The sequence below is a fragment of the Streptomyces sp. P17 genome (assembly GCF_032436805.1).
Classification (GTDB): domain Bacteria; phylum Actinomycetota; class Actinomycetes; order Streptomycetales; family Streptomycetaceae; genus Streptomyces.
Genome location: NZ_JAVRBF010000029.1, coordinates 1 through 25,334 on the forward strand (window position 1 = coordinate 1; position 25,334 = coordinate 25,334).

General features: G+C 70.9%; 22 protein-coding genes and 3 pseudogenes. 5 read left to right on the forward strand and 20 right to left on the reverse strand.

What is annotated here, in order from left to right; translation table 11 throughout:
* Nucleotides 1-386 precede the first annotated feature (386 nt).
* A complete protein-coding gene (locus RMT89_RS19865; RefSeq protein ID WP_315885079.1) occupies nucleotides 387-1,550 on the reverse strand; it encodes a glycerate kinase in 1,164 nt (387 codons plus the stop codon).
* Between the two features lie 186 nt (nucleotides 1,551-1,736).
* Between RMT89_RS19865 and RMT89_RS19870 the strand changes: the two genes are divergently transcribed.
* Nucleotides 1,737-2,810, forward strand: a complete 1,074-nt coding sequence (locus RMT89_RS19870) for an ADP-ribosylglycohydrolase family protein (protein WP_315885080.1) — start codon at nucleotides 1,737-1,739, stop codon at nucleotides 2,808-2,810.
* A 3-nt stretch (nucleotides 2,811-2,813) separates the two neighbouring features.
* Here RMT89_RS19870 and RMT89_RS19875 read toward each other — a convergent pair whose 3' ends face one another.
* The gene (locus RMT89_RS19875; protein ID WP_315885081.1) at nucleotides 2,814-3,062 is read right to left on the reverse strand and encodes a hypothetical protein; all 249 of its coding nucleotides are present in this window, start codon (nucleotides 3,060-3,062) and stop codon (nucleotides 2,814-2,816) included.
* A 218-nt stretch (nucleotides 3,063-3,280) separates the two neighbouring features.
* Nucleotides 3,281-3,481 carry a type II toxin-antitoxin system VapB family antitoxin gene (locus RMT89_RS19880; RefSeq protein ID WP_315885082.1) on the reverse strand — a complete coding sequence of 67 codons (201 nt, stop codon included), beginning with the start codon at nucleotides 3,479-3,481 and terminating at the stop codon, nucleotides 3,281-3,283.
* Nucleotides 3,482-3,563: 82 nt separating this feature from the next.
* Between RMT89_RS19880 and RMT89_RS19885 the strand changes: the two genes are divergently transcribed.
* Both RMT89_RS19885 and RMT89_RS19890 read left to right on the forward strand, forming a co-directional pair.
* Nucleotides 3,564-4,289, forward strand: coding sequence for a Sir2 family NAD-dependent protein deacetylase (locus tag RMT89_RS19885; RefSeq protein WP_315885083.1), 726 nt, complete (start codon nucleotides 3,564-3,566; stop codon nucleotides 4,287-4,289).
* A gap of 14 nt (nucleotides 4,290-4,303) precedes the next feature.
* On the forward strand, nucleotides 4,304-4,684 hold the full coding sequence (locus RMT89_RS19890; RefSeq protein ID WP_315885084.1) for a VOC family protein: 381 nt from the start codon (nucleotides 4,304-4,306) through the stop codon (nucleotides 4,682-4,684).
* Between the two features lie 114 nt (nucleotides 4,685-4,798).
* Here the strand turns inward: RMT89_RS19890 and RMT89_RS19895 are convergent, their stop codons facing one another.
* The 3 genes and pseudogenes from RMT89_RS19895 to RMT89_RS19905 all read right to left on the reverse strand — a co-directional run.
* A complete protein-coding gene (locus RMT89_RS19895; RefSeq protein ID WP_315885085.1) occupies nucleotides 4,799-5,281 on the reverse strand; it encodes a methylated-DNA--[protein]-cysteine S-methyltransferase in 483 nt (160 codons plus the stop codon).
* Between the two features lie 9 nt (nucleotides 5,282-5,290).
* Entirely contained in the window at nucleotides 5,291-6,754 is a 1,464-nt protein-coding gene (locus RMT89_RS19900; protein ID WP_315885154.1) for an AlkA N-terminal domain-containing protein, read from the reverse strand.
* Nucleotides 6,755-6,815: 61 nt separating this feature from the next.
* Nucleotides 6,816-7,177 (reverse strand): annotated as a pseudogene (locus RMT89_RS19905) (heavy metal translocating P-type ATPase); the annotation flags it as partial.
* 192 nt (nucleotides 7,178-7,369) lie between these two features.
* Between RMT89_RS19905 and RMT89_RS19910 the strand changes: the two are divergent.
* Nucleotides 7,370-7,495 (forward strand): annotated as a pseudogene (locus tag RMT89_RS19910) (transcriptional regulator); the annotation flags it as partial.
* Between the two features lie 6 nt (nucleotides 7,496-7,501).
* On the opposite strand, the gene RMT89_RS19915 reads toward RMT89_RS19910, so the two are convergent.
* From RMT89_RS19915 to RMT89_RS19965, 11 genes are all read right to left on the reverse strand, one after another.
* On the reverse strand, nucleotides 7,502-8,788 hold the full coding sequence (locus RMT89_RS19915) for a hypothetical protein (protein WP_315885086.1): 1,287 nt from the start codon (nucleotides 8,786-8,788) through the stop codon (nucleotides 7,502-7,504).
* Between the two features lie 367 nt (nucleotides 8,789-9,155).
* A complete protein-coding gene (locus tag RMT89_RS19920) occupies nucleotides 9,156-9,665 on the reverse strand; it encodes an O-acetyl-ADP-ribose deacetylase (protein ID WP_315885087.1) in 510 nt (169 codons plus the stop codon).
* Complete coding sequence (locus tag RMT89_RS19925; RefSeq protein WP_315885088.1) at nucleotides 9,662-11,071, reverse strand: NAD(P)/FAD-dependent oxidoreductase; 1,410 nt, start codon at nucleotides 11,069-11,071, stop codon at nucleotides 9,662-9,664. Before RMT89_RS19925 ends, RMT89_RS19920 begins: the two co-directional genes overlap by 4 nt.
* A gap of 176 nt (nucleotides 11,072-11,247) precedes the next feature.
* Entirely contained in the window at nucleotides 11,248-12,096 is an 849-nt protein-coding gene (locus tag RMT89_RS19930) for an inositol monophosphatase family protein (RefSeq protein ID WP_315885089.1), read from the reverse strand.
* Between the two features lie 102 nt (nucleotides 12,097-12,198).
* Nucleotides 12,199-14,019 carry a gamma-glutamyltransferase gene (locus RMT89_RS19935; RefSeq protein ID WP_315885090.1) on the reverse strand — a complete coding sequence of 607 codons (1,821 nt, stop codon included), beginning with the start codon at nucleotides 14,017-14,019 and terminating at the stop codon, nucleotides 12,199-12,201.
* 719 nt (nucleotides 14,020-14,738) lie between these two features.
* Complete coding sequence (locus RMT89_RS19940; protein WP_315885091.1) at nucleotides 14,739-16,010, reverse strand: M20 family metallopeptidase; 1,272 nt, start codon at nucleotides 16,008-16,010, stop codon at nucleotides 14,739-14,741.
* On the reverse strand, nucleotides 16,000-17,268 hold the full coding sequence (locus RMT89_RS19945; protein ID WP_315885092.1) for an MFS transporter: 1,269 nt from the start codon (nucleotides 17,266-17,268) through the stop codon (nucleotides 16,000-16,002). The genes RMT89_RS19940 and RMT89_RS19945 overlap by 11 nt, the downstream gene beginning before the upstream one ends.
* A gap of 33 nt (nucleotides 17,269-17,301) precedes the next feature.
* Nucleotides 17,302-17,856: a hypothetical protein gene (locus RMT89_RS19950; protein WP_315885093.1), complete on the reverse strand. Its 555-nt coding sequence runs from the start codon at nucleotides 17,854-17,856 to the stop codon at nucleotides 17,302-17,304.
* Nucleotides 17,850-18,812 (reverse strand): homoserine O-succinyltransferase, encoded by a 963-nt coding sequence (locus RMT89_RS19955; protein WP_315885094.1) that lies wholly within the window; start codon nucleotides 18,810-18,812, stop codon nucleotides 17,850-17,852. Before RMT89_RS19955 ends, RMT89_RS19950 begins: the two co-directional genes overlap by 7 nt.
* On the reverse strand, nucleotides 18,809-20,095 hold the full coding sequence (locus tag RMT89_RS19960) for an O-succinylhomoserine sulfhydrylase (RefSeq protein WP_315885095.1): 1,287 nt from the start codon (nucleotides 20,093-20,095) through the stop codon (nucleotides 18,809-18,811). Before RMT89_RS19960 ends, RMT89_RS19955 begins: the two co-directional genes overlap by 4 nt.
* Before the next feature lie 84 nt (nucleotides 20,096-20,179).
* Nucleotides 20,180-20,893 carry an iron-containing redox enzyme family protein gene (locus RMT89_RS19965; protein ID WP_315885096.1) on the reverse strand — a complete coding sequence of 238 codons (714 nt, stop codon included), beginning with the start codon at nucleotides 20,891-20,893 and terminating at the stop codon, nucleotides 20,180-20,182.
* An 803-nt stretch (nucleotides 20,894-21,696) separates the two neighbouring features.
* On the opposite strand from RMT89_RS19965, the gene RMT89_RS19970 reads away from it, so the two are divergent.
* A protein-coding gene (locus RMT89_RS19970) for an IS5 family transposase (protein ID WP_315885097.1) occupies nucleotides 21,697-22,514 on the forward strand; the annotation gives its coding sequence in 2 pieces (ribosomal slippage) (nucleotides 21,697-22,054 and nucleotides 22,054-22,514; 819 coding nt in all).
* A gap of 159 nt (nucleotides 22,515-22,673) precedes the next feature.
* Here RMT89_RS19970 and RMT89_RS19975 read toward each other — a convergent pair.
* From RMT89_RS19975 to RMT89_RS19985, 3 genes and pseudogenes are all read right to left on the reverse strand, one after another.
* Nucleotides 22,674-23,165 (reverse strand): annotated as a pseudogene (locus RMT89_RS19975) (transposase); the annotation flags it as partial.
* Nucleotides 23,166-23,484: 319 nt separating this feature from the next.
* Entirely contained in the window at nucleotides 23,485-24,150 is a 666-nt protein-coding gene (locus RMT89_RS19980; RefSeq protein WP_315885098.1) for a response regulator transcription factor, read from the reverse strand.
* The gene (locus RMT89_RS19985; protein WP_315885099.1) at nucleotides 24,147-25,241 is read right to left on the reverse strand and encodes a sensor histidine kinase; all 1,095 of its coding nucleotides are present in this window, start codon (nucleotides 25,239-25,241) and stop codon (nucleotides 24,147-24,149) included. The genes RMT89_RS19980 and RMT89_RS19985 overlap by 4 nt, the downstream gene beginning before the upstream one ends.
* Nucleotides 25,242-25,334 lie beyond the last annotated feature (93 nt).

Below are 25,334 nucleotides of genomic sequence, written 5' to 3' on the forward strand. Positions count from 1 at the left end.
ACGTCGGCCTTCAAGACCACAACCGGGTCTCGAAGGCCGACGTCACGCAGGGCCCCGGATTAACCAACAGCGTCCGGGTTACGGTTCGGGGCCCTTTGTTTTCCGCCCCCGCCGCCCCTACCCGTCCCAGCCCTGGGGGCTGCCGCCCCCAGACCCTCGCTTCGGCCCTGAAGGGGCCTCGTCCTCAAACGCCGGACGGGCTAAAGATCAGCCCCTCGCCGTTCGAAGGCGGAGGGCCGTGAAATCAGCCCCTCCGGCGTGTGAGGAGCGGGCCTCCAGGGGGCAGAGCCCCCTGGAGGGGGTTGAAGGGGCGGCAGCCCCTGCTGGGGTCCCCCCTCTGGGGGAGGGGACGGGTAGGGGCGGCGGGGGCGAGAAACTGCTCTCCGTCAGCGCAGGAAGTCCTCGGCGATTCGGGACGCCGAGCGTTCCAGGATGGGACCGGCGTCCGCGATGCACTTCGCGACGTCGGGCTCGATCTCCGTCAGGGCGTACACGCGGCGGATCCCCGCCCGGCCGAGCGCCTCCGGGGGCAGCGCCAGCCGGCCGCACACCGCCACGACCTCCTTGCCCGCAGCCCGGGCCGCCGCCGCGACCCCCGCCGGCGCCTTGCCGTGCAGCGTCTGCTCGTCCAGCGAGCCCTCCCCGGTGATCACCAGGTCCGCCCGCTCCAGCGCGGGCGCGAAGCCCAGCACGTCGAGCATGACCTCGATACCGGGCCGGAACCGGGCACCGAGAAGCAACGCGCCGTAACCGATGCCGCCCGCCGCACCCGCGCCCGGCGAGGCCGCGTACTCGGCGGCCTTGGAGCCGATCGCCCCCTCCAGCACCTTCGCGAAGTGCGCGAGCGCCGCGTCCAGCGTCGCCACGTCGTCCGGCGAGGCACCTTTCTGGGGGCCGTACACGGCAGGGGCGCCCTTGGGACCCGTCAGGGGGTTGTCGACGTCGCTCGCGAGCACCAGCTCGACGGAGGACAGACGCGCATCCAGGCCCGACAGATCCGCCGAGGCCAGGTCGCCCAGTCCCCCGCCACCCGGCGACACCGGCTCGCCGTCCGCGTCCAGGAAACGCGCCCCCAGCGCGGAGAGCATGCCGGCGCCGCCGTCGGTCGTAGCGCTGCCGCCCACGCCGAAGACGATCGTCCGCGCGCCCGCGTCGAGGGCGGCCCGCAGCAGCTCCCCGGAGCCGTACGTGGAGGCCGTCAGGGGCGCGAAGACGCCCGCCGGGAGCCGCTGGAGCCCGCTGGCCTCCGCCATCTCGACGACCGCCGTGTCACCGCGCAGCGCGAACGCCGCCGTGACCTCGTCACCGAGGGGTCCCGCGACCCGTACCTCGTGCCGCTCGAACCCGGCCGCGACCGCGGCGTCCACGGTGCCGTCGCCGCCGTCGGCCACGGGCAGCGCCTCGACGTCGACGTCGGGCACGACCTGCCGCAGTCCGGCCGTCACCCGCTCGGCGACCTGTACGGCCGTCAGCGAGCCCTTGAACTTGTCCGCGGCGATGAGCACGCGCTGTGTCACCTGTGATCCCCTTGCTCTCCGGGCCTCGCGCATGTCAAGGCCAGTCGCGCCGCTGCGACCTTAACCGCAGGACACCCCCGCCGTCATGCCCCGCCCGGTCCCTGGACCGCATCCACCCCCTCGCAAGCCGGCCGCAACCGAGGCGCCCCCTGAACCGGAACCACACGGCCCGGCCCCGCCCCGCTGTCCGCACCCCCCGGAATCGGGTAGACCGGTCGTATGACCCCTGTGGGCACCGAGCCAGAGCTCGCCGACCGCGTTCTCGGGGGCTGGCTGGGCCGGATCGCCGGGAACATGCTGGGGAAGCCGGTCGAGCAGGGCGACCTGTGGACGCGGGACCGGATCGACCGTTACTTGCGGCGGGCCGCCGCGCTGCCGCTCACCGACTACCTGCCCGAGCCGCCGCCCGGCGAGGACGACGTCCTCGAGCTGCGCCCGGAGTGGCGCCAGTGCGTGCGCGGCCGGATCCACGGCAGCTGCCGCGACGACGACGTCGACTACGCCATCCTCGGCCTGGACCTGCTGGAGACCCACGGCTTCGCGTTCAGCACCGAGCAGGTCGGCGACCGGTGGCTGCTGCGGCTGCCGTACCTCCAGACCTTCACCGCCGAGCGGGCGGCGTACCGGAACCTCGCCAACGGGCTCAAGCCGCCGCTGACCGCCACCTACGAGAACCCGTACCAGGAGTGGATCGGCGCCCTGATCCGGGCCGACATCTACGGCTGGACCTGCCCCGCCGCGCCGAGCCGCGCCGCCTCCCTCGCCCGCCGGGACGCGGTGCTGTCGCACACCGGCAACGGTGTGTACGGCGCGATGTGGGCGGCGGCGCTGGTCTCGGCGGCGTTCAGCGCGCCCACCGTGCGGCACGCCCTGAACGAGTCGCTCACCGTGATCCCGGCGAGCAGCCGCCTCGCGCGCACGGTGCGCCGGGTGATCTCGCTCCACGACACCCGGATGACCTGGGAGGACACCCTCACCACCGTGGCCGAGGAGACGGCGGGGCTCGGCTGGATCCACACCGTCCCGAACGCCGCCGTCCTCACCGCGGGCCTCCTGTACGGCGACGGCGACTTCACCCGCACCATCACACTGACGGTGCGGAGTGGTCTGGACACCGACTCCAACGGGGCCACCGCCGGTTCCGTGGCCGGGGTGCTGACCGGGGCGGAGGCGATTCCCGCGCAGTGGCGGGACCCGTTGGAGGACACGGTGCGCAGTGCGGTGTTCGGGTTCGACGGGGTGCGGATCAGCGAGCTGGCGGAGCGGACGGTGCGGCTGGTCGGCGCTGAGTGACGGTCAGGGCGCGACGTCCGCGTACGTCGTGCCGACCTTCGATCTCGGCGCCGTCCGTGCCCCACTGGGGTTTGTCAGGCTGTCCCAGGTGCGCCGTGGTAGCGGGGGGGTCGTCGCGAAGGCCCCGGTGCCGCCCGCCGCGTCGCCGTCCCAGGTGACGGCGGCCGACGCGGGCGACGCCGTCAGCAGGACGACGTCGGCGGCGAGGACGGGGAGGGTACGCGGGCCGGTACGCGGGCCTGCCCCCTTCACGCGAGCCGGACGGTGAGTTTGTGGGTGGCCCCGACCGTTTCGCTCAGGTCACCGAAGGTGACGGTCAGTTCGACGCCCGTATCGACCGAGGTGACCGTGGGCGCCTTCGACGAGGCGGGCCTCGGTGCGGTGACCGCGCGCGATGTGGTCGCGGACGACGAGCTCCACGGCGGAACTGGAGAACCGACACCGGGTCGGCTGATCCGGCCCGACGGGGTTCAGCCCTCGACGTCCCGGGGTTTGGCGTCCACCTCGCGCAGCGCGTCGTCGCGTTCGGCGATGCGGGCCTCGGTGCGGTGACCGCGCGCGATGTAGTCGCGGACGACGAGTTCCACGGCGTCCTGGGGGCTGCCCACGCCCGCGAGGACCATGACTTCGACGACGAGTTCGGCGTCGAGGGAGACGGTGACCTTGGCCATGCGCGGACGATAACACCGGCGTGTGTCCCGCGACCCGAATATCCGTTCGCCGCACCCGGGGCCCCCGCCTACCCTCGGTGGCATGACCAAGCCCCTCGTCGCCATCCTCAGCGGCGCCGGTATCAGCACGGACTCCGGGATCCCCGACTACCGCGGGCCCAACGGTCTGTGGCGGCGGGACCCGGACGCCGAGAAGCTGGTGACGTACGAGTACTACATGGGCGACCCGGAGATCCGTCGGCGCTCCTGGCGGATGCGGCGCAAGAACCGCACGCTGAAGGCCGAGCCGAACGCCGCGCACCACGCGGTCGCCGAGCTCGATCGCTCCGGGGTGCCGGTCCGGGTGATCACGCAGAACGTGGACGGGCCGCACCAGCTCGCCGGGATGCCGGCCCGCAAGGTGCTCGAACTGCACGGCAGCGCGCGCAGCGTGGTGTGCACCAAGTGCCATGCGCGCGGCCCGATGGAGGACGCGATCGCCCGGGTCGAGGCCGGTGAGGAGGATCCGCTGTGCCTGGAGTGCGGGGGGATCCTGAAGTCGGCCACGGTGATGTTCGGTGAGCGCCTCGATCCGGTGGTGCTCGGCGAGGCGGTCGCGATCACCAAGGCGTGCCAGGTGTTCATCGCGGTCGGCACCAGCCTCCAGGTGCAGCCCGCGGCCGGCCTCGCCGGGGTCGCCGCCGACCACGGCGCACGGCTCGTCATCGTCAACGCCGAGCCGACGCCGTACGACGAACTCGCCGACGAGGTGATCCGGGAGCCGATCGGCAGCGCGCTGCCGAGTCTGCTGCGCGGGCTCGGCGAGTAGCCCAGAATGCGATCATGACCTCTGTCATCCGCCATGTGACGATCGACTCCGCCGACGCCTACCGCCTCGCCGGCTTCTGGTCCCAGGTGCTGGGCCTGCCCGTGCACGAGGACAACAAGCCGGGGGACGAGGACGCGCTGATCGAGGGCGCGGGCCTGCTGTTCGTCACCGTCCCGGAACCGAAGACCGTCAAGAACCGGGTGCACCTGGACCTTCAGCCCGAGGACCGCACCCGGGACGAGGAGGTCGAGCGGCTGCTCGCCCTCGGCGCCACGATGGTCGACGACCGCCGCACCCCGGACGGCAGGGGCTGGGCGGTCCTCGCCGATCCGGAGGGCAACGAGTTCTGCGTGGAGCGCGGCGCGGCGGAGCGGGCCGGTGAACCGGCGGCCTAGGAGACCACTGAGAATCTTGAAAACCCGCCCGACTTGCACCGGATTGCCCCGATCGACTTTTGCCGGCGAACCTGGGCGATCGGGGCGGTCCAAGCAAGATCTTCAAAACACCCCCTAGAACAGCGCCGATCCGCCCTCGAACTCCAGCAGCCGCTGCTTGCGGTCGAGGCCGCCGCCGTACCCGGTGAGGCTGCCGTTGGCTCCGACCACGCGGTGGCAGGGGACGATGATGCCGATCGGGTTCTTGCCGTTGGCGAGACCGACCGCCCGGGAGGCACCGGGGTTGCCGAGGGCGTCGGCGAGATCGCCGTACGAGCGGGTCTCGCCGTAGGGGATCCTGCGGAGCTGGTCCCAGACGCTGCGCTGGAACGGTGTGCCGTTCAGGCGCAGTTCGAGGGCGAACTCCTTCAACTCGCCCGCGAAATAGGCCTCCAGTTGTTCCTCTGCGGCTCCGAACAGGGTGTCGTCGCGGGTGCCGAAGGTCTCCTCCGGTGGCCGGTGGCGCTGCTCGGTCATGTAGAGGCCGCACAGGACGCCGTCGTCGGCGACCAGGGTGAGCGGGCCGTACGGACTGTCGATCACGGTGTGCTGATGCATGGAACGTCCTTAGACCGGAAGGAAGTTGATCGGGTGGCTGTCGGTCGCCCACAGGTACTGGACGGCGTACGCCCGCCAGGGCCGCCAGGCGGCGGCGCGTGCGGTGAGGGCGGCGGGGGTGGAGGGCAGGCCCAACTCCCCTGCCGCGCGGCGGATTCCGAGGTCCGTCGGGAGGAAGGCGTCGGGGTCGCCGAGGGCCCGCATCGCGATGACGTCGACCGTCCAGGGGCCGAATCCGGGGAGGGCGAGCAGTCGGCCGCGTGTTTCCTCCCAGTCGCTCTCCACGCCCAGGTGCAGGCTTCCGTCGGCGAGTTGGCCGACCAGGGTGGTGAAGGTCGTACGGCGGGTGCGTGGCATCGCCAGTGACTCCGGGTCCGCCGCCGCCAGTGCCTCGGGCACCGGGAAGAGGTGGGTGAGGCCGCCCTCGGGGTCGTCGACCGCCTCGCCGTGCGCGGTGACCAGGCGGGCCGCGTGGGTGCGTGCGGCGGCCGTGGAGACCTGCTGGCCGAGCACGGCCCGTACGGCGAACTCCGCCTCGTCGACCGTGCGCGGTACGCGCCGTCCCGGGGCCTTGGCGACCAGCGGCGCGAGCAGCTCGTCCGTGCTGAGCTGCTCGTCGATGGCGACCGGATCGGCGTCCAGGTCGAGCAGGCGGCGGCAGCGGCTGATGGCGACGGTCAGATCGCGCAGGTCGCTGAGTGTGAGGCGGCAGGCGATGTGGTCGGGCCTCGGGGTGAGGGAGGCGATGCCGTGGCCGTACGGGAGGCGCAGGGTGCGTCGGTAGGCGCCGTCCCGCCACTCCTCCACGCCCGGTACCGCGGTGGCGGCGAGGTGGCCGAAGAGGTTGTCGGGGTTGAGGGGGGCGCGGAACGGCAGGCGGAGCGCCAGCGCTCCGGGCGTGTGTCCCGGGCGGGGCGCGCGCGCCCGTAGCTCGCTGGGCGCGAGCGCGAAGACTTCGCGCACGGTGTCGTTGAAGGTGCGGATGGAGGAGAAGCCGGCGGCGAAGGCGATCTCCGCCATCGGCAGCGGGGTCGTCTCGATCAACAGGCGGGCTGTCTGGGCGCGTTGGGCGCGGGCCAGCGCGAGCGGGCCCGCGCCCAGTTCGGCGAGGAGCTGGCGTTCGACCTGCCGGGTGCTGTAGCCGAGCCGGGCGGCGAGGCCGGGCACGCCCTCACGGTCCACGACCCCGTCGGCGATCAGCCGCATGGCGCGGGCCACGAGGTCGGCGCGCTGGTTCCACTCCGGGGAGCCCGGGCTGGCGTCCGGGCGGCACCTTTTGCAGGCCCGGAAGCCGGCCTGCTGACAGGCGGCCGCGCTCGGGTGGAACACCATGTTCTCCGGCTTGGGCGCGACCACCGGACAGCTCGGCCGGCAGTAGATCCCGGTGGTCAGAACGGCTGTGTAGAACCAGCCGTCGAAGCGCGCGTCCTTGCCCTGGACGGCCCGCACGCAGTGCTCGGTCTCGGTGTGCATCCCCTTCTGCATGCGTCCAGCATCGAGCACGCGCCGGGGGAAGGCTGGCGAGGATCCGACATCAACCTCGACGGTCCTGGGACCATGCCGATTCACGCAGAAGCCCGAGCCCATGAGCCCGACCAGCACGGTCGAGCCCTCGTGGCCCGCCATGCCGAGCGGCAGGGGAAGGTGGCCGATCAGGTCCCACAGCACCAGGCCGGTGATGAACACGCCCGCGATGACGAGGTTCTGCAGCACCAGCCGACGGGCGGCCCGGGACAGTCGTACCACCGCGGGCACGGTCGTCAGGTCGTCCCGCACGACCACGGCGTCCGCCGTCTCCAGGGCCGGGTCGGAGCCCGCGCGGCCCATGGCGATCCCGGAGTGGGCGGCGGCGAGGGCGGGGGCGTCGTTGACGCCGTCGCCGACGAAGAGCACCTTGGGGCGAGGCCCAGCAGGAAGGCGAGGGTCGCGGCGATCGCCCAGCGGGCCTCGGGCAGGGCGAGGATCCGGGTACGGCGGCGGAGGCCGCCGGGGCGGGTGCGGGGGCATGGGCGGGGACGAGTGTGGTGGATACGCGGGTGCCCTCCAGGCCCTGTCCACCGGCCCAGGTTGCGGGATCAGCAGGCGGGAGGGGTGGGCGAGCGGCGCGGCCGTTCGGTCGTGTGCGCGCTGCACGACCACCATGTCACCGAACTCCTCCACCAGGCCGTCCATCACGTGGAGCATCTGCGGCTGGGGATCAGCGACGTGACGGAGTCGGTCCTAGGCCGTCGTAGCCTCGTCCTCGGCCACGAAGTCGACGATCGCGAGCGCGAAGAGCAGGGTGAGGGCCAGGCCGACGACGACCCAGCCGGTCGGGTACGGCCACAGCACGAAGGCCAGGACCGCCGCTGCCACCAGCACCCAGGAGATCCAGGTGCGGTGACGGCAGGTGAAGCGTCCCACCCGGCCGGTGCGCAGGCCCGCCCTGTCGGCCGTCGAGCGGACGGCTCCGATGCCCGCGTGCCACATCTGCCGTACGAATCCGGCCCGGCGGCCGGGTCCGGTGAGCCAGGTGGCGAGGGCGACCACGAGACCGAGGGCGATCGCCACACGGACGCCGGTGCGCAGGAAGCGGACCATCGTGTCGTACACGGCCTCGGCGGCGGGCTGCGAGATGCCGGAGGGCAGGGCGTCGAGGTACACCATGCGGAAGACGGTCAGGGCGATGCCGAGCAGGCCGGCGGCGAAGGCGAAGCCGAGCGCGCCGGCGATCAGGGCCCGGCGGCGGTGCGTGGCCAGCAGGACCCCGCCCGCGATCAGCAGCACCGAGACGATCGGGAGCCAGAATCCGGTGAGCTGGAGCAGCCGGAACCCGGTACGGGCCTGGCCGATGTCCTCCGACTTGATGAGGGTGAAGTCGGTGTGGATCTCGGGGATCTTCCCGGCGACCGTCATGCCGTCATCGACGAGACGCTGTTTGACCTGTTCGACGACCGGGCCGAGGTCGATGGTCACCGCGTCGCCCTCCACCTTCACGGCACCGCCGCCCTCGCCGGTCAGCGCCTTGACGACGGCCTTGTGAACCCGGCGGTTGGCATCGGCCCAGATCCGGTCGAAGGTGTCCGAGGCAATGACGGCCTGCGCCTTGTCGTGCACGAAGCTGCGGACCGCGTTCTCCAGCGAACCGCCCAGCTTCCCGAGGGCCTTCTCCACCAGCGGCCGATCCGCGACGGGGGTCTGCGACAGCAGTGCCTTCAGGTCGAGGTGGGCCATCACGGCATCGCTGACCCGCCCCGCCACGGCGTTCTGGATGTCCCGGTCACGCGCGAGGGGTTCGACTGTCTCGACGTAGCGGTCGCTGTCCCGCGTGATGTCGGCGGTCCACGCGGCGAGGGCGCCCAGCGGTGTGAGGATGCAGCCGAGGACGATCAGCACGGCGGCGAGCAGCGACTTGACACGGTGCCGTCGCGGACGCGCGGCGCGCTCGGCCTCCAGCGCCTCGACGCGGGCCCGCAGCCGCTCCAGTTCGTCCCGCTCGGCGCCCGAGGGTTCCCCGTCACTCGCCATGCCGTGCTCCCTCCTGCTCCGCTGAGGCCAGCAGATCCCTGGGCCGGGAGGGAGGCGACCTCGGGCGGGCCGTCCGGGTGATCAGACCGGCGCCGGCTCCTGTACGGCACAGGGCCTGCACCGGCGGCATGGCGAGCGCGACCCGCAGCCGGCCGCCGGACTCCCCCGCGGCGTTCTCGGCCGAGGCGAAACAGCCGGCCAGCAGAGGCGTGAGGGCGAGCGTCGCGAGGAGCCCTCGGGAAGTGGTGCGTATCTGTGTCCCGTCGCGCGGTGGGGTCGTTCACGCCCCGCGCACTGAACACGGCGACCAGGACCGCGCCAATATATAAGGTAAGGCTTACCAAAGTTCATCCGGGTAGGTGAATTCTCAACCAATGAGATCGGCGAACGCCCCGTACGCCCGCTCGTCGAAGAGAACGAAGGTCACCTCTTCGACCGAGGTCTCCGCCGTCCGCACCGCCTCCACCGCGATTCGCGCCGCGTCCTCCACCGGCCAGCGGTAGACGCCCGTGGAGATGGCCGGGAAGGCGACTGTGCGGGCGCCCAACTCGTCGGCCACGCGCAGGGATTCGCGGTAGCAGGAGGCGAGGAGGTCGGAGCGGTCCTCACTGTGGCTGAAGACGGGTCCTACGGTGTGGATGACCCAGCGGGCGTCCAGTTCGCCGGCCGTGGTGGCGACCGCCTTGCCTGTGGCCAGGCCCTTGCCGTAGTGGGAGGCGCGCAGCTTGCGGCACTCCTCCAGGATCTCGGGACCGCCCCGGCGGTGGATGGCCCCGTCCACGCCGCCCCCGCCGAGCAGCGAGGAGTTGGCGGCGTTGACGATGGCGTCGGCGGCCTGGCGGGTGATGTCGCCCTGGACGAGCGTGATGGTGGTCATGTCTGCCTCAGCCTTCTCCAGACGGCCTTCGCCGCGTTGTGCCCCGACATCCCGTGCACACCGGGCCCGGGCGGGGTGGCGGAGGAACAGATGAAGACCGCCGGATGCGGAGTGCTGTACGGGAACAGGGACAGCCTGGGGCGCAGCATCAGCTGGAGTCCGGAGGCCGCGCCGGCGCCGATGTCGCCGCCGACGTAGTTGGCGTTGCGGGCGGCGAGTTCGGGCGGGCCCGCCGTGGCGCGGGCGAGGACGCGGTCGCGGAAACCCGGGGCGAAACGCTCCAGTTGACGCTCGATCGCGTCCGTGAGGTCGCCGGTCCAGCCGTTGGGCACATGGGCGTAGGTCCAGAAGACCTGCTTTCCCGCCGGGGCCCGGCTCGGGTCGGCGACACTGGGCTGGACCGTGATCATGAACGGCCGGCCGGGTGGCCTGCCCTCCCGTGACGCGGCGCGCAGTGCGGTACCGATCTCCGCGCTGTCGGCGCCGATCTGCACCGTCCCCGCGCGGCGGGCCTCCTCGGCGGCCCAGGGGACCGGTCCGTCCAGCGCGTAGTCGATCTTGAAGACGCCCGCGCCGTACCGGTAGTTCTCGTAGAAGCGGCCGAGGCCGGCGATTCGGGCCAGGGCGGTGGGTGAGGTGTCGAAGACGTACGCGCGCGCGGGCGGCAGGTCGTCGAGGCGCTTGACCTCGTAGTCGGTGTGGATCGTGCCGCCGAGGTCCAACAGATACGCGGCCAGCGCGTCCGAGATCGACTGGGAGCCGCCCCGGGCGACCGGCCAGCCGCGGGCGTGCGCGGCCAGGGCGAAGACCAGGCCCACGGCGCCGGTGGCGAAGCCGTTCAGCGGGGCCATGACGTGGGCCACGAGGCCGGCGAACAGGGTCTTGGCGCGCTCGTCCCGGAAGCGGCGGGTCAGCCAGGTCGACGGGGGCAGTCCGACGAGGCCGAAGCGGGCGAGGGTGAGCGGGTCCCGGGGCAGCGCGGTCAGCGGCAGGGACATGAAGTCCCGGGCCAGGGTGTCCCATCGGTGCAGGAAGGGCGCGACCAGCCTGCGGTACGCGCCCGCGTCCCGCGCCCCCAACGAGGCGGCCGTCTCTCCGACCGAGCGGGAGAGCACGGCGGCGGTGCCGTCGGGGAACGGGTGCGCCATGGGCAGCTCGGCGTGCAGCCACTGCAGGCCGTACCGCTCCAGCGGAAGAGCGCGGAACGCCGGGGAGTTGATGCCGAGCGGATGCGCCGCCGAACACGGGTCGTGGCGGAACCCCGGGAGGGTGAGCTCCTCGGTACGGGCTCCCCCGCCGATGGTGTCACGCGCCTCGAACAGGGCCACGGAGAAGCCGCGCCGGGCCAGCTCCACGGCAGCGGTCAGTCCGTTCGGCCCCGCACCCACCACGACCGCATCGAGCATCGACGGCACGTTTCGGTCCCCTATCGTCAGCCCATGGCCACTCGGGGTCAGGATATGCCGGGTGCGCCCAGGAGCCCGGTCCAGCCTGTCCGTATCGCGAGTGCGGGGGCGTGAGGGGCTTGTCGCGCCCACGCGGCGGAGCCGCATATCGATACAGCCCCGCGCCCCTGGGTGGGTCAGGCTGCCCCTCGCTCCAGAAGTTCCCGAACCCTGCTCGCCGTCGCCGCATCCCGCGCCGCCGTGAACGGCAGGGCGTTGCCGCCGGTCACGCGGAACGGCTCTCCGGAGAGGGTCAGATGGGCGCCGCCCGCCTCCTCGACCAGCAGCAGGCCCGCGGCGTGATCCCATGCCAGCTCCCAACTGAACGCGACGGCGTCCAAGTCGCCACGGGCGACGGCCAGATACTCCAGGCCCGCCGAGCCGCAGGCGCGCGGCGCCACGCCGTCCGTCCACAGGCCGAGCAGGGCGTGCTTCTGCTCGTCGGTGGTGTAGTCCGGGTGGGAGGTGGCCACGCGGAGGTCCCGGCCGGGGTCGGGCGCGCCGGCGTGCAGCCGCTCACCCTCGAAGAAGGCGCCCTGGCCGCGTATCGCGGTGGCGAGTTGGTCGCGGGCCGGGGCATAGGTCCAGGAGGCGAGCAGTTCGCCGTTCTGCACCAGCGCGACCAGGGTGCAGAACCCGGGGTCGCCGTGCACGAACTGACGGGTGCCGTCGACGGGGTCGACGATCCAGACGGGCGCCGCGCCCTGTATCGCCCCGTAGGTCGCGGGGTCGGCGTCCACCGCCTCCTCGCCGACGACGAGGGAGCCTGGCAGCAGCGCGCCGAGGGCTCCGGTGAGGTACTGCTCGGCCCTGCGGTCCGCGTCCGTCACCAGGTCGTGCGGTCCGCTCTTCTGGTCGACCTCGTGCGCGGCGAGCCTGCGCCAGCGCGGCATGATCTCCTGAGCGGCGGCCTGACGGACGGCTTCCTCCACGTCACAGGCGTGGAGAGCGAGAAACTCGTCGATGGTTTCCGTGTCTACGATCATGTCTCCATGAGAGCACGCCGCACTGACAATCCCCGCCCGGCCGGTAAATGCCGGGTGGAATCGGCGTGAATAGGCCGATTCGCGACGGGCGCACCATGATCGTCACCGCCCTACGGCGTACCCCTGCATCCCCCGCGGATTGGCCCCCGCCGACAGCACCCCGGTCCGTGGATCCCGCGCGACCGCGCACAGCCGCCCCTCCGACCAGGCCTCCCCGACCGTGACCCGGTGCCCCCGTGCGACCAGCTCCTCGATCACCTCCGCGCCCATACGAGACTCGACCGTCACGCTCCCCGGCCGCATACCGCGCGGGTGGAAGGAGCCGGTGAAACTGTCGTTGTGCCAGTTGGGGGCGTCGATCGCGCCCTGGAGGTCGAGGCCGCCGCGCACCCGCTCGCGGAGCGCCACGGCCAGGAAGAAGTGCAGCTGCCACTGGTCCTGCTGGTCGCCGCCGGGCGTGCCGAACGCCATGACCGGCTCCCCGTCGCGCAGGGCGAGCGAGGGCGAGAGCGTGGTGCGCGGGCGGCGGCCGGGCGTCAGCGAGGCCGGCAGGCCCTCCTCCAGCCAGGACATCTGGAGCCGGGTGCCGAGCGGGAAGCCCAGCTCGGGCACCACGGGGTTGGACTGGAGCCAGCCGCCGCTGGGCGTGGCCGCGACCATGTTGCCCCAGCGGTCGACGACGTCCAGGTGACAGGTGTCGCCGCGAGTGGCCCCGTCCGCGGTCACCTCGGGCTCCCCCGGCACGGGTGACGTGGAGTGCTTGGCCACGGTCGGCTCACCGGCACCCGGGGCGGCGACCTCGTCGTCGGCCACCACGCGCGCGTGCCCGCACAGGCGTGGCGTACGGCCCCCGGGGCTGCCGGGCCGCAGCTCGTGGGAGGCCTTGTCGCCCACGAGCGCCCGCCGCCCCGCGTTGTACCCGGCGGACAGCAGTTCCCCGAGCGGCACCTCGCCCGCGTCCCCGTACCAGGCCTCCCGGTCGGCCATGGCGAGCTTGCAGCCCTCGATCAGCAGGTGGACGTAGTCGGCGGAGCCGTAGGGCGGCAGCTCGGCGGGGAGCAGCGCGAGCTGCTGGAGCAGCACCGGGCCCTGGCTCCAGGGGCCGGCCTTGCACAGGGTCCAGCCGTTCCAGTCGTACGTCACCGGCGTCTCGTACGTCGCGGACCAGCCGGCGAGGTCGTCGGCGGTGAGGGTGCCGGTGTGGTGCTCGCCGCTGGTGTCCAGGGTGGGCCGCCGGGCCTGCCGGACGAGCGCCTCGGCGATGAATCCGGTGCGCCACACCTCGCGGGCCGCGTCGATCTGTGCCTCCCGGTCACCCGCCCCGGCCACCTCGGCGAGCAGCCGCTTCCAGGTGGCGGCGAGGGCGGGGTTGTGCAGGAGCCGGCCGGGGCGCGGCGGCTGCCCGTCCGGCAGATACACCTGCGCCGACGACGTCCACTCCGTCTCGAACAGCTCCCGTACGGTCTCGACGGTCGCCCCGATGTTCTCCACGGGCGCGTGCCCGTGTTCGGCGTATCCGACGGCGTACTTGAGCACGTCGGCGAGGGACTTGGTGCCGTGGTCCCTCAGGAGCAGCATCCAGGCGTCGAAGGCACCGGGCACGGCGGCGGCGAGGGGGCCTGTACCCGGGACCAGGTCCAGACCGAGCGCCCGGTAGTGCGCGACACTCGCTCCGGCCGGGGTGACGCCCTGCCCGCACAGCACCTGTACCGGGCCGCCCGCCGGGGCGAGCAGGATCGGGACCTCACCGGCCGGGCCGTTGAGGTGCGGCTCGACGACGTGCAGCACGAACGCCCCCGCCGCGGCGGCGTCGTAGGCGTTGCCGCCGTCCTCCAGGACGGCCATCGCCGACTGGGAGGCCAGCCAGTGGGTGGAGGACACCATGCCGAAGGTGCCCTGGAGGGTGGGGCGGGTGGTGAACATAGAGCCTCTCACCTCGCTGTTTACGTGTACCAGCCCGGACGATGGGCACTCAGGACGGGTCCTGGGGAGAATCTGGGGAGTTTGCGCCAGAGACCTCCTCCCGCTCCCCCAGAAGGCTATCGATCGCCCTGCGCCCCTTCTTCCCCGCCTCCGGCATGAAGTGGGCGTAGTGGTCGAGGGCGATGGTCGGCGACGAGTGTCCCAACCACTTGGCGAGCGTCACGACCGACTCGCCTGCCTCGAGGACTAGGGACGCATACGTGTGCCTCAACACGCGGAAACCGTCCTTCGGAGCGGCTTGCCACTGCCACGGCTTCGCCCCCTTAACCTGCGGCATTATGACGCCTGCTCTGGCCAAAGCGGGCTTCCAGATCTCGGTGTTCCACGTGTCGGCGGCGATTGCGTTGCCTTACTTTAGGAAGGTGCTGTCAACTGAGCTGCTATGTAAGGGGCTTGAGGCACGTTTGGGAGTGGGTTGTTTCGGCGGACTGCCACAGTGCGGTCGGTGATCTGGTTCCAAGTGGTGGTAGATCCTTGCTCGGGACCGCTTCAGCCGGCAGTGGGCAAACTCCGCGCCCCACAAAGCAACGGCGACTTCGTCCAGTACTGGGCCTTCCACATCGAGCGGGAATACCACCGCGTCCACCAGACCACATACCGCCCTGTCAGTCTCCACGCCGGCCGCGGCACCGGATTCGGCGGATCGTGTGGTGGTGCGGTCATGTCCCTGACTCCCCGGTCGTGGTCGAGGCTCCGGTGCGAACCGGGCCACGGGTCCATGCGAGCGCTGCCGCGATGTGCAGCGCGGCACCGGTGACCAGGCACTCTTCGTCAAGGAGTAGACGGCCCGAATGGCAGGGCGCGGCTGTGGCAGGGTCGGTGGTGTCCGGGGGGCACGCTCCGACCAGGACCAGGGCCCCGGGGACTCGTTCAAGGATCAGCCCGAAGTCCTCGGCCGCCATCACCGGTGTGGTGAGCTCGAGGGCCTGTCCCGGACCGAGGAGCTGCTCGGCAAGGTCGAGGGCGTCGCGCGCGTGACCGGGCTCGTTGACCGTCGGCGGGCAGCCGTACCGGAGGCTGAGACGACCGTCGAGACGGTGAGCTCGCGCGATGTTGTCGACCAGGGACGCAATGCGCTTCCAGGCTTCCGCGCGGACGCCGGGGTCGAAGGTCCGCAGCGTGCCCTTCAGGACCGCGGTCTCCGGAATGACGTTGGACGTGGTGCCGCTGTTGACCGCACCCAGGCTGACCACGACCGGGGTGTGCGGCGGGAAGGCCCGCTGCACGGTGGCGAGTAGCGCGGTGCCCAGGGCGAGCGCGCCCTGGATCGGGTCCACGCACGCATGCGGCATGGAGGCGTGGCCTCCCTGCCCGACCAGAAGGATCTCGAACTCGTCGCAGGAGGCGAAGAAGGCGCCAGGTCGCGTGGCGACCATGCCGGTGGGCAGGTTCGGGTTCACGTGTACCGCGAACGCGGCGTCGGTGGGTTCCGCGAGGAGCCCATCCTTGATCATGTGCTCCGCGCCGCCGCAGCCTTCCTCGCCGGGCTGGAAGACGAACCGCACGGTGCCGGTGAGCCGGTTCCGGAGCGGTCCTGCCAGAACCCGCGCGGCGCCGAGCAGCATCGCGGTGTGCGCGTCGTGCCCACAGGCGTGTGCGATGCCCGGGGTACGGCTGGCGAAGGGAAGCCCGGTCTCCTCGGTCAGCGGCAGGGCATCGGTGTCCGCTCTGAGCAGTACGGTGCGGCCGGGGCGTCTGCCGTACAGGGTGGCGATGATCGAACTGGCTCCGACCCCCGTCTCGATGTCGAGACCAAGGCCCTCCAATGCGGCTAGGACGGCGCTCTGGGTGCGTGGGTTGTCAAGCCCGGTTTCCGGGTGGGCGTGCAGGTCCCGCCTGATGGCGGTCATCGTTCCGGCCTCGGCGCGTACGAGGCGCAGTAGTTCTGCAGGGTCCGGACCGGGCAGAAGGGTGGTCAGATCATCGAGCACGGCCGGCCTCCTCGAGTGCCTTGTCCGGGGAGGCCAGGCTTCGCCGGAACCCGGCGACGAGCAGGCAGGAGACCGCGGCGATGCCGGCCGAAGCGACCACGACGGGCTCGTACGTCCGTAGGGTGTCGTAGCTGATGCCGCCGGCCTCGCTCACGGCGAAGGCGCCGATCTGGTGGACGAACCACATCAGGCCGAGGGCCAGGCCCTTGGTCCGGGCGTCGAGCCCGTCGAGCAGTAGCATCGAGCCGGCGATGACCGTGCCGAGGTAGGTGAGGCCGAAGAGGAGGCCGAAGACCCCGGCGGCGAAGGCGGTCGGGAAGGCCGCGAGAATCACCAAGGAGAGGCAGCGCAGCAGGTAGCTGCCGGCCAGGACCTTGACGGCGTGGCCGCGGTCGCACAGGTATCCGGCGAGCAGGGCTCCGGCGATCTCGGCGGCCCCCAGGAGTGCCACCGTGGTGCCGGCGACCGCCTGGCCCATACCCATGAGGTCCAGGTGCGCGACCAGGTGGACGTCGACGAACCCCATGGTGATCCCGCAGCCGAAGAATGCCCCGGACACCACCCAGAAGACCTTCGAGCGCAGCACCTTGGCCAGCCCTCCGCCACCAGCTGTCCCGGTCTGAGCCGCGACGGAGCGGGGGGCGCCGGGCAGCAGCATGAACGCGAGCACGGCGAGCAGTGCGGTCACCGCGCCGAGCACCAGAAACACGGTCCGCCATCGTTCGCCGTCGTCAAGCGCGATCCACAGCGGGAGCAGAGTGATGAAGCCGACCGCGGTGCCATTCATGAGCACCGCGTACGCGAGGCCGCGCCGCTCCGGCGGGAACATCTCGTCGGCCAGGACCCCGAGCGGTACGTACGAGATGGAGGTATAGGCAACCGCGAACCCGACCCCGTACAACACGGTAAACAGGCCGAACGAAGTCGCGATCCCCGCCGCGGCGAAGAGTACGGCCCCGAGGGCGAGTCCTCCGGTCAGGGCGCGGCGCGCGCCGATTCGGTCGGCGGCCCAGCCCATCAGGGGCGAGGCAATCGCGTACGTGAGCATGAACAGGGACGGCGCTAGGGCGAATCCGCCGCGGGTGACGTCGAAGCTGTCTGCCATGGAGACGTAGAACGCGCTCACCGTGTTCTTCAGTGAGGAGGAGAGCAGCGCGATGGCGAAGCCCACCGTGACGGCGACGAGCAGGAAACGGCGGGATGCCTTCGGGGCCTTCGGGGGTGCGGCGGCGTCCGGCGGAGGTGAGGTGGGTGCCACGGGGGCCCTCCTGGATGGTCTTCGGGGGGGAAGTCAGGCGGCGCGGGCGCTCAGTGCGGCCCGCGCGGTGTCGGCCAGGGAGCGCACGGGGCACGACATGTAGTGCCCTCGGTGGGAGACCTCACGGACCCGCACGTAGTCCTCGAGCACTCCGTAGGTGGTGAACCCGAACCGGGACCAGACGCGGTGCGCAGGTGAGCCTTCGCGGACATCGATAGTGAACAGCTCGACTCCGATGTCCCCGGCCCGGTCGCAGACCTCAGCAACGAGGCGGTGCACGGCCGTGGTGCCGCGAACCCGCGGGTCGAGGTACGCCTTGCTGACGTCTGCGATGTGCCGGCCGTTCGGCATGGAGGTGGTGCGCAGGACGCACATGGCGGCGGGACCGTCGGCGTCCTCACCGACGAGCACATGCCCGCCGCCCTCCGCGACCAGGCGGACCAGACCGTCGGCGAAGGCCGTGCGCTGGGCGGCGGTGGGTTCTTCGGTGTAACCAAGGATGCCGTCATCGCGGATGCTCGCGGCGAGCATGTCCGCGAGATGTGTGGCGTACGGACCGAGGTCGGTCGGCCAGGACCAGGTCAGCATGGGGCACCTGTCTGTTCTGAAGGAATACGGGCGGGTGTCGGGCGGACGCGGATGCGATGGCGTACCCCGCGGAGCCAGTTGGCGAAGAACCGGTGGGAGTCGGCGGTCCAGCCGCTCGTCACGTCGTGTTCGGACAGGTGCGGGAAGACGTCGAGCTGCCTGATGTCCCGGTGCTCGGCGGCGTGTTCCACGCAGTTACGCAAGGTGGCCTCGACGGATGGGGAGAAGGTGCGGTGCGGCAGGTCGGGCAATGTGGGTGATTCGCCCGCGAGATAGCGGCGCAGGTCTCGCCTGAACTCGCGGAGCAGCGTGTCCGGCAGGTACTCGGGATGCCCCTGGAGGAACACGTGACGGAGGCCATCGGCGGAGGCAGCCACTGTCCAGTCACTCCCGACGGAGTCGAGGACAGGTGTGACGCCTGCCTCACGAAGCTCCGTGGAAGGGACGGTGTTCCAGCGGGACTGGGGTACCTGGACGACGCCCTTCATGCCTGCGGTGAGGGGGTGGCATGTCGTACTCACCCAGTGGTCGAAGACTCCTACGCACTTGGTGTCCATCCGTCGGCGGCGCAGCCCGTGCCGGATGTGCAGGGCGGCATGCGCGGACTGGCAGGAGAACAGGATGGAGGTCGGGCCCTCCGTGTCGGACCGGGTGACGTCCAGAAGGCGTTTCACTACGGGAAGGAGCGGTTCCGCGCCGATGCTCCGGTGGCGTGGCTCGCTACCGGTGACTACGAGGGCGTCGTACCGGCCGATCGTCGTCCAGTCGATGCCGCAGAGATCCACGGAGCGCGAGGTGTCGACCCCGTACGCGGTGGTCTCGACGGTGCAGCCCAGCTGCTGGGCGGCCCGGTCTACCGCGCGGGAAAACAGGTGACGCGCGGTTCCGTCCGGGCCAGCGGTCATGAAGTCGACGATGCCGACACGAAGGCCCGCCGGAAGTGGGAGCACGGTCATGCGACGGCCTCCTGCTCCGCCGGACGGCGAACGGTCCGGACCGGATTCCCGGCCGTGCCGGGGTCCGCGTCTCTGGTCAGGCCCTGCTCCTGCGCCCGGTCCAGTGCCTGGCGGAGATCGGCGATCACGTCGGCCGGGTCTTCCAGACCGACAGAGACGCGAAGCATCCCTTCGACGACGCCGGCCCGGGACCGGTCGGCGTCGGAGAGACGGCCGTGCGTGGTGGAGGCTGGGTGAGTGACCATCGACTTGGTGTCGCCGATGTTGGTGGTGTTGGAGATCAGGCGCAGTCCGTCCAGCACACTCCAGGCCGCAGCCCGTCCGCCCCGCACGGTGAAGCTGACCAGGCCGCCGTGCCCGGACTGCTGGGCGTTGGCTAGCTCCCATTGCGGATGCGTACGGAGACCGGTGTAGTGCACCTCATGGACGGCCGGATGCTCCTGCAGCCATTCGGCGACCGCCTGACCACCACGGGCGTGCTCACGCATCCGTGCACCGAGGGTCTCCAGACTCTTCAGGAAGACCCATGAGTTGAACGGGCTGGGGCTGGGTCCGGCCGTCCTGAGCACGTCCCGGATCTGTTCCGTCAGTGCGTTACGGCCCGCGAGGATGCCTCCGCCGCACCGCCCCTGGCCATCGATGTACTTCGCGGTGGAGTGGACGACGAGATCGGCGCCCAGCGACAACGGGTTCTGGAAGACCGGGGTGCACAGCGTGTTGTCGACGACGAGAAGCACCCCGTTCGCGGTCGCGAGCGCCCCGAGGGCCCGCAGGTCCGCGACCTCCATCACCGGATTGGTGGGTGTCTCCACAATGAACATCACGGTGTCGTCGCGTACCGCGCGGGCCCAGGCAGCGGTATCGCGCACCCCGACCACGGTGCTGGTCACCCCAAACTTGGCCATGTAAGTCTGGAAGAACCGGGGTGTGGTGCCGAACATGCCGTCCGCCAGGACCACATGGTCCCCGGCCTTGAGCAGGGCGAGCGCGAGCGCGCTGAACGCCGCCATTCCGGAGGCCACCGCCACCGCGCTCTCGGCCTGTTCCATGGCGGCGAGCCGCTCTTCGAAGGCGGCCGTGGTCGGGTTCCCGAACCGCACGTAGACGTTGCCTGGGCGTCTGCCGGCGAACTTCTCGGCAGCGTCTTCGGCATCGGCGAACAGATAGCTCGCGGTGAGAGCGAGTCCTTCGCTGTGCAGGTCGGAGAGGTCCTGGTACTGCCCCGTGCGGACTGCCAGCGTGGCGGGGGACCGGGGGGCATCGGGAACTGCTGAGGTGGACACGGCTTATGCGCTCCTTCGTCGGGAATGCCGGGCCCGGGACCGTCGGCACGGTCCACGGACCGGTAAACGGGGCAGCGGGGCCGGTCAGAGACGGCCGGCCAGGAGTTCCTGGTGGATGCCCTCGTACATGCCGTAGAAGAGGTCGCAGGTGTGGGCGACCGCGTGCAGCGCCTCCTGCTGCATCTGCTCCGTGGTGCAGACGTCGGTCACCAGGTCCAGGCCGTGCCGGACATGGTGTACGTCCTCCTCCTGGTGGACGGAGAAGAACAACAGGTCCTCGTCCTTGAGGCCGTACACCTTCTTGAACAGGACGTCGCGGGCCTCGGCTCCGCGGGTCTCCAGGTTTTGCCCTTCGCTGGCGACCATTACCGCGGCGGCGCCGATGTGGTAAGTCTCCGGGTCCTTGCACGCCTTCATGCGATAGTCGATGAGCTCCTGCGTCTGAGGAAGGGCGAGAACGGCGTCACGCCGCTCGTCGTCGATGCCGATGGCACGGAGGAAGTCCTCCATGAGCTCGACGTGGTTCTTGGTCTTTGAGACCCGGCCGGTCTCCTCCTCGAAGAGGTTGAAGAGCAGACGCCTCTTGTGCTTGCGGTCCTTAGGACAGAAGTAGAAGAGCGTCTCGATGTACTCCAGGAAGTTCTTGGTCAGCTGGTAGCCCTGGAGCGCCACCTTCCGCAGGGTCTCCAGGTCGGGGTTGGCCGGGTCGAAGAGTGTCTCGAATATTGGGTGATTGAGCGTCAGCTTGCTCTGGAGCGTGTCGTCGAGCGCCTGACGGAAGTCTTGCTTGGGCAGCACAGGATCGTCCCCTTGTACGGGTCGGGTGGGGCAGCGCGGAATAGCGTCTTGCGGCATCGCACAGGCTTCTGGGCCGTCACCAGGTACTCGACTCATCGGTGGAGGCCGGACCGCCTCGCCGTTGAGGAGGGACAGCGGAAGGCACTACTGCGGCACGTGCGGCTTCGGCTGCTCCGATCCATGTTAGGCACGCCTGTCTCCGAGATCAATGCCGTATTGATCAAAAACTCAACTGGATCCACCGCATAGAAGTCGATGAATGGGTTTCAGGGCTTCTCGTGGCTGATTTCCGCTGTTGGGCAAGGGCGAGTTCCGGGTGGCCGCCGGTAGCGGGGTCTCCGGGTCCTTCGCGGTCGTGGATGGTCTGTCGGCCCTGGTGGTCAGCTCTTCATGCGGTGACCGACGGCTGTCCACGGCTTCGGTCAAGGCGCCCTGCCAGGACCAGCATTGAGGGAAGCGCCAGGTCAGCATGCGCGCGCCTGCGGTCAACCTGGTCGGAACGTGGAGGAGTCGACGGCGCATCGGGCCGGTCTTGGCCCGGCGTGGAAGACCGAGGCAGGGTGCCGAACATCGGAGCAAGTCACGCAACTTCACTCACTCCTGGTCAATGAGGCTATTCTGGAACCTTGAATTCCGTCGGATTCACCACGCTTCTCCGGAGCGCTCCTTCCTCGCCTGAGAAGTCTCCCCTCACGCACGGTGAATCGGAATTGAAAATTCCGTATGGCGATCATGCCCGACAGGTGACACTACTTAGAGGTCATCTCATGTGGCGTGGGGGCGGTGCGGCATGATGTCGGCTTGTGAGTGTTGATCTTTCGAGTCGGCTGGTGCCGGACGGTTTGTGGGAGCTGACTGCTCCGTTGTTGCCGGGGTTCAAGGCCCGGCCGCAGGGCGGGGGCACGGCTCCGGTGGACGAGCGGGCGGTGTTCACCGCGGTGGTGTACGTACTGGCCAGCGGGTGCGCCTGGCAGCTACTGCCCGGGGACTTCGGGGTCTCGCCGGCCACCGCCCACCGCCGGTTCACGGCCTGGACCGAGGCGGGGGTGTGGCGGCGGCTGCACCGGGCGGTGCTGGACGAGCTCGACGCCCGGGGCGAGATCGACTGGACCTCGGCCATCGTGGACGCGGCGAGCGTGCGCGCGAAAAAAGGGGCTCGCTGACCGGCCCGAACCCGGTCGACCGGGGCAAGAAGGGCAGCAAAATCCATGTCCTGTCCGACGCCCGAGGCCTGCCCCTGGCCGTCGCCGCGTCCGGCGCCAACGTCCACGACACCAACGCCCTGCGCCCGTTGATCGGCGGCATACCCGCGATCCGCTCCCGGCGCGGACCGCGCCGCCGGAAGCCCGTAAAACTCCGGGCCGACAAGGCGTACCACTCCGCCGCGCACCGCAGGTGGCTCCGGGACCGCGGCATCGTCCCGCGCATCGCCCGGCCCGGCATCGAAACCGGCGAGCGCCTGGGCCGGCACCGCTGGAAGATCGAGCGCACCATCGCCTGGCTCTTCGGTTACCGCCGCCTCACCGTCCGACACGAACGAAAGGGAAACCACTTCCTCGCCTTCCTCGGACTCGCAGCCGCCCTGACCTGCTACAAGAAGCTGGCGAAACTCGCCACATGAGATGACCTCGTGGTCGACCGATGACGCCGTCAGTGGTCATTGGGAGGGCTTCCGGGAAACCGAAGTGCTGGATCAGGCCGGTTGCGAGGACGGAGGTGGCCGCGATCAGGACCAGTCCGTCTCCGGCGAGGTCGTCGACACCGTCTCCGGTCAGGCCCCGTCGGTGATCGTGGAGATGGTCTGCTTCGACACCTCGGCCCCGTAGACCTCGGCGAGGTGGGCGGAGATCTCCCCGTGCGTGAGGCCCTTGGCGGACAGCGACAAGACCATCTCGTCGATCCCGCCGAGCCGCCGCTGCCGCTTCTTGACCAGCATCGGCTCGAAGGTGCCCGCCCGGTCCCGGGGAACCTCGACCTCGACCGGGCCGACCTCTGTGACCACAGTCTTGGCCCGGCGCCCGTTGCGGTAGTTCTCCCGCCCGCCCTCGGCCTTCTCGCCGCGCTCATGGCCCAGATGGTCGGTCAGCTCCCCTTCCAGGGCGGACTCCAGCACCCGCTTGGTCAGCTGCTGCAGCAGACCTCCCTCACCGGTCAGCCGCAGCCCGTCAGCCTGAGCCCGCGCCACCAACTGGGACACCAGCTCGTCATCCACACCCGCCCCCGGCCCCTCGGCGGCCCGATCCGAGGTCTCGGCGACACTCACGTCAGTCATCAACTTCCGCTTCCTGCCCGGGAGTTACACCAGTCACCGTACAGACCCGCTCCCCAGCTGCTCCGCATGGGGAGCGGCTGGGGAGTTTCTCGTCGCTGGGGGGAGGCTCTGGGGAGTTCCGGCGGCATCAGCCGGTACAGCACCGAAAGACACTGAAAGAAGCATCACCGCAGGTCAGGGACTCAATGGGCAACAAAAGCCCAGGTCAGCGACCCGACCCCGGGACCTCCATGCCGAACGTGCCCTGGAGGGTGGGGCGGGAGGTGAACACGGGCGGGGCTCCTCACTGCGCGGCGGCGGTCGTGCGATGGTACGCGGGTCAATTGCCGCCGCGTGCTGTCACCAGGCCCGACTCATAGGCGAACACGACCAGTTGGGCGCGGTCCCGGGCCCCCAGTTTGGTCATGGCGCGGCTGATGTGGGTCTTGGCCGTGAAGGGGCTGATGACCATGTGCTCGGCGATCTCCTCGTTGCTGAGGCCGCGGGCGGCCAGTGCGGTCACCTCGCGTTCGCGGCGGGTGAGGCCCTCCAGGCCGGGGGCGGTGGCCCGGTCCGGAGGGCGGGCGACGAACTCGCCGATGAGCGTGCGGGTGACCGACGGGGACAGCAGTGCCTCGCCGCGGGCCACGACCTCGATCGCCTGGAGCAGATCGGCCGGTTCCGTGTCCTTCAGCAGAAAGCCGCTCGCGCCCGCCCGCAGCGCCTCGAAGACGTACTCGTCGTGGCCGTAGTTGGTGAGGATCACCACGCGGACGTGCGCGAGCGCGGGGTCGGCGGCGATCCTGCGGGTCGCCTCGATGCCCGTCATCACCGGCATCTGTACGTCGATCAGCGCGATGTCGGGCACTTCGGCGCGCACGAGTGCCACGCCCCGCTCCCCGTCGGCCGCCTCACCGACCACCTCGACGCCGTCCTCGGCGTCCAGCAGGGCCCGGAACCCGGCCCGCATCAGCGCCTGGTCGTCGACCAGCGCCACCCTGATCATCCCACCTCCCCCAGCGGCAGCCGCGCGCACACCGAGAAGCCGCCCTCCGCGCGCGGGCCGGCGTGCAGGGTGCCACCGAGGGCCGCGACGCGTTCCCGCATGCCGGTGAGTCCGATGCCGGGCACGGGTGGGCGGTCCGGGACGGCGTTTCCGTCGTCGTCCACCCGGATCGTCAACCCGTCGTGGGCGTAGACGAGTTCGACATTGATCGTGGACTGCCCCGCATGCCGTGCCGCGTTGGTGAGCGCCTCCTGGACGATGCGGTACATGGCCCGGTCGACGGTCGCGGGCAGCGGGCGTTCGTCCCCTGTCACCGCCAGCTCGGCCGCGAGGCCCGCCGCCCGCGCCCGCTCCACCAGCAGCGCCGGGGTGCCGGTCGGCTCGTCCGTACGCAGCACCTCCAACGTGGCGCGCAGTTCACGCATCGCCTCGCCGCCGGCCTCCTGGATGGCGAGCAGCGCGGGCGGCACCTCCTCGCCCCGCTTGCGCGCCAGGTGGACGGCGACACCCGCCTGGAGCTTCACGATCGAGATGCTGTGGGTGAGCGAGTCATGCAACTCCCGGGCTATGCGCAGGCGTTCCTCGCCGGCCCGGCGCAGGGCGGCCTCCTCCCGGGTGCGCTCCGCCTCCAGCGCGCGCTGCTCGGTCTGGCGCAGATACGCCTGCCAGTTGCGGTCGGCGAGCCCGGTCACCACCGCGCACAGGAACCAGCCCGCGAGCAGCGCGGACTTCTCCAGCACCTCCTGGGTGCCGGGTCCGGTCGCGAGGTACGCCGCCAGGAAGGCTCCGGCCGCCGCCCCGGCGAGCGCCCGGTGTCCGGCCCGGGCCGCCGTGTGCACGGCGGCGATGACGGGAAGCGCGGCCAGGGTTCCCGGTTCGGCGTGCAGCACGTAGGCGGAGCTGCTCACGGCCGCGATCGCCAGCACGGCCCGCGGAGCCGTCCGGTAGAACGCCAGCGCCGCGCAGCCCACCAGCATGAGCGCGTAATCCACTACGGTCGCGCCTGCGGCCGTGGTCAGCACGAGGGCAGCGACCACGACCGCCAGGGCCGCGTCGGCGAGGTGCCTGCGTGTGACCGGGTTCCCGCTCATGAGGGCACACTAGACGCTGGTGCCGACACCGGCGTCAGACCTGTGGACAACTCCGGGACTACTCCCGGCGCAGTACTTCCGCCTTCCGGACCA

Excerpts from the sequence above, each read along its gene's own strand:
- RMT89_RS19865 (WP_315885079.1), bottom strand. The coding sequence starts at position 1,550 with ATGCGCGAGGCCCGGAGAGCAAGGGGATCACAGGTGACACAGCGCGTG.
- RMT89_RS19870 (WP_315885080.1), top strand. The coding sequence starts at position 1,737 with ATGACCCCTGTGGGCACCGAGCCAGAGCTCGCCGACCGCGTTCTCGGG.
- RMT89_RS19880 (WP_315885082.1), bottom strand. The coding sequence starts at position 3,481 with ATGGCCAAGGTCACCGTCTCCCTCGACGCCGAACTCGTCGTCGAAGTC.
- RMT89_RS19885 (WP_315885083.1), top strand. The coding sequence starts at position 3,564 with ATGACCAAGCCCCTCGTCGCCATCCTCAGCGGCGCCGGTATCAGCACG.
- RMT89_RS19890 (WP_315885084.1), top strand. The coding sequence starts at position 4,304 with ATGACCTCTGTCATCCGCCATGTGACGATCGACTCCGCCGACGCCTAC.
- RMT89_RS19895 (WP_315885085.1), bottom strand. The coding sequence starts at position 5,281 with ATGCATCAGCACACCGTGATCGACAGTCCGTACGGCCCGCTCACCCTG.
- RMT89_RS19900 (WP_315885154.1), bottom strand. The coding sequence starts at position 6,754 with ATGCACACCGAGACCGAGCACTGCGTGCGGGCCGTCCAGGGCAAGGAC.
- RMT89_RS19915 (WP_315885086.1), bottom strand. The coding sequence starts at position 8,788 with ATGGCGAGTGACGGGGAACCCTCGGGCGCCGAGCGGGACGAACTGGAG.
- RMT89_RS19920 (WP_315885087.1), bottom strand. The coding sequence starts at position 9,665 with ATGACCACCATCACGCTCGTCCAGGGCGACATCACCCGCCAGGCCGCC.
- RMT89_RS19925 (WP_315885088.1), bottom strand. The coding sequence starts at position 11,071 with ATGCTCGATGCGGTCGTGGTGGGTGCGGGGCCGAACGGACTGACCGCT.
- RMT89_RS19930 (WP_315885089.1), bottom strand. The coding sequence starts at position 12,096 with ATGATCGTAGACACGGAAACCATCGACGAGTTTCTCGCTCTCCACGCC.
- RMT89_RS19935 (WP_315885090.1), bottom strand. The coding sequence starts at position 14,019 with ATGTTCACCACCCGCCCCACCCTCCAGGGCACCTTCGGCATGGTGTCC.
- RMT89_RS19950 (WP_315885093.1), bottom strand. The coding sequence starts at position 17,856 with ATGCTGACCTGGTCCTGGCCGACCGACCTCGGTCCGTACGCCACACAT.
- RMT89_RS19955 (WP_315885094.1), bottom strand. The coding sequence starts at position 18,812 with ATGACCGTGCTCCCACTTCCGGCGGGCCTTCGTGTCGGCATCGTCGAC.
- RMT89_RS19980 (WP_315885098.1), bottom strand. The coding sequence starts at position 24,150 with ATGATCAGGGTGGCGCTGGTCGACGACCAGGCGCTGATGCGGGCCGGG.
- RMT89_RS19985 (WP_315885099.1), bottom strand. The coding sequence starts at position 25,241 with ATGAGCGGGAACCCGGTCACACGCAGGCACCTCGCCGACGCGGCCCTG.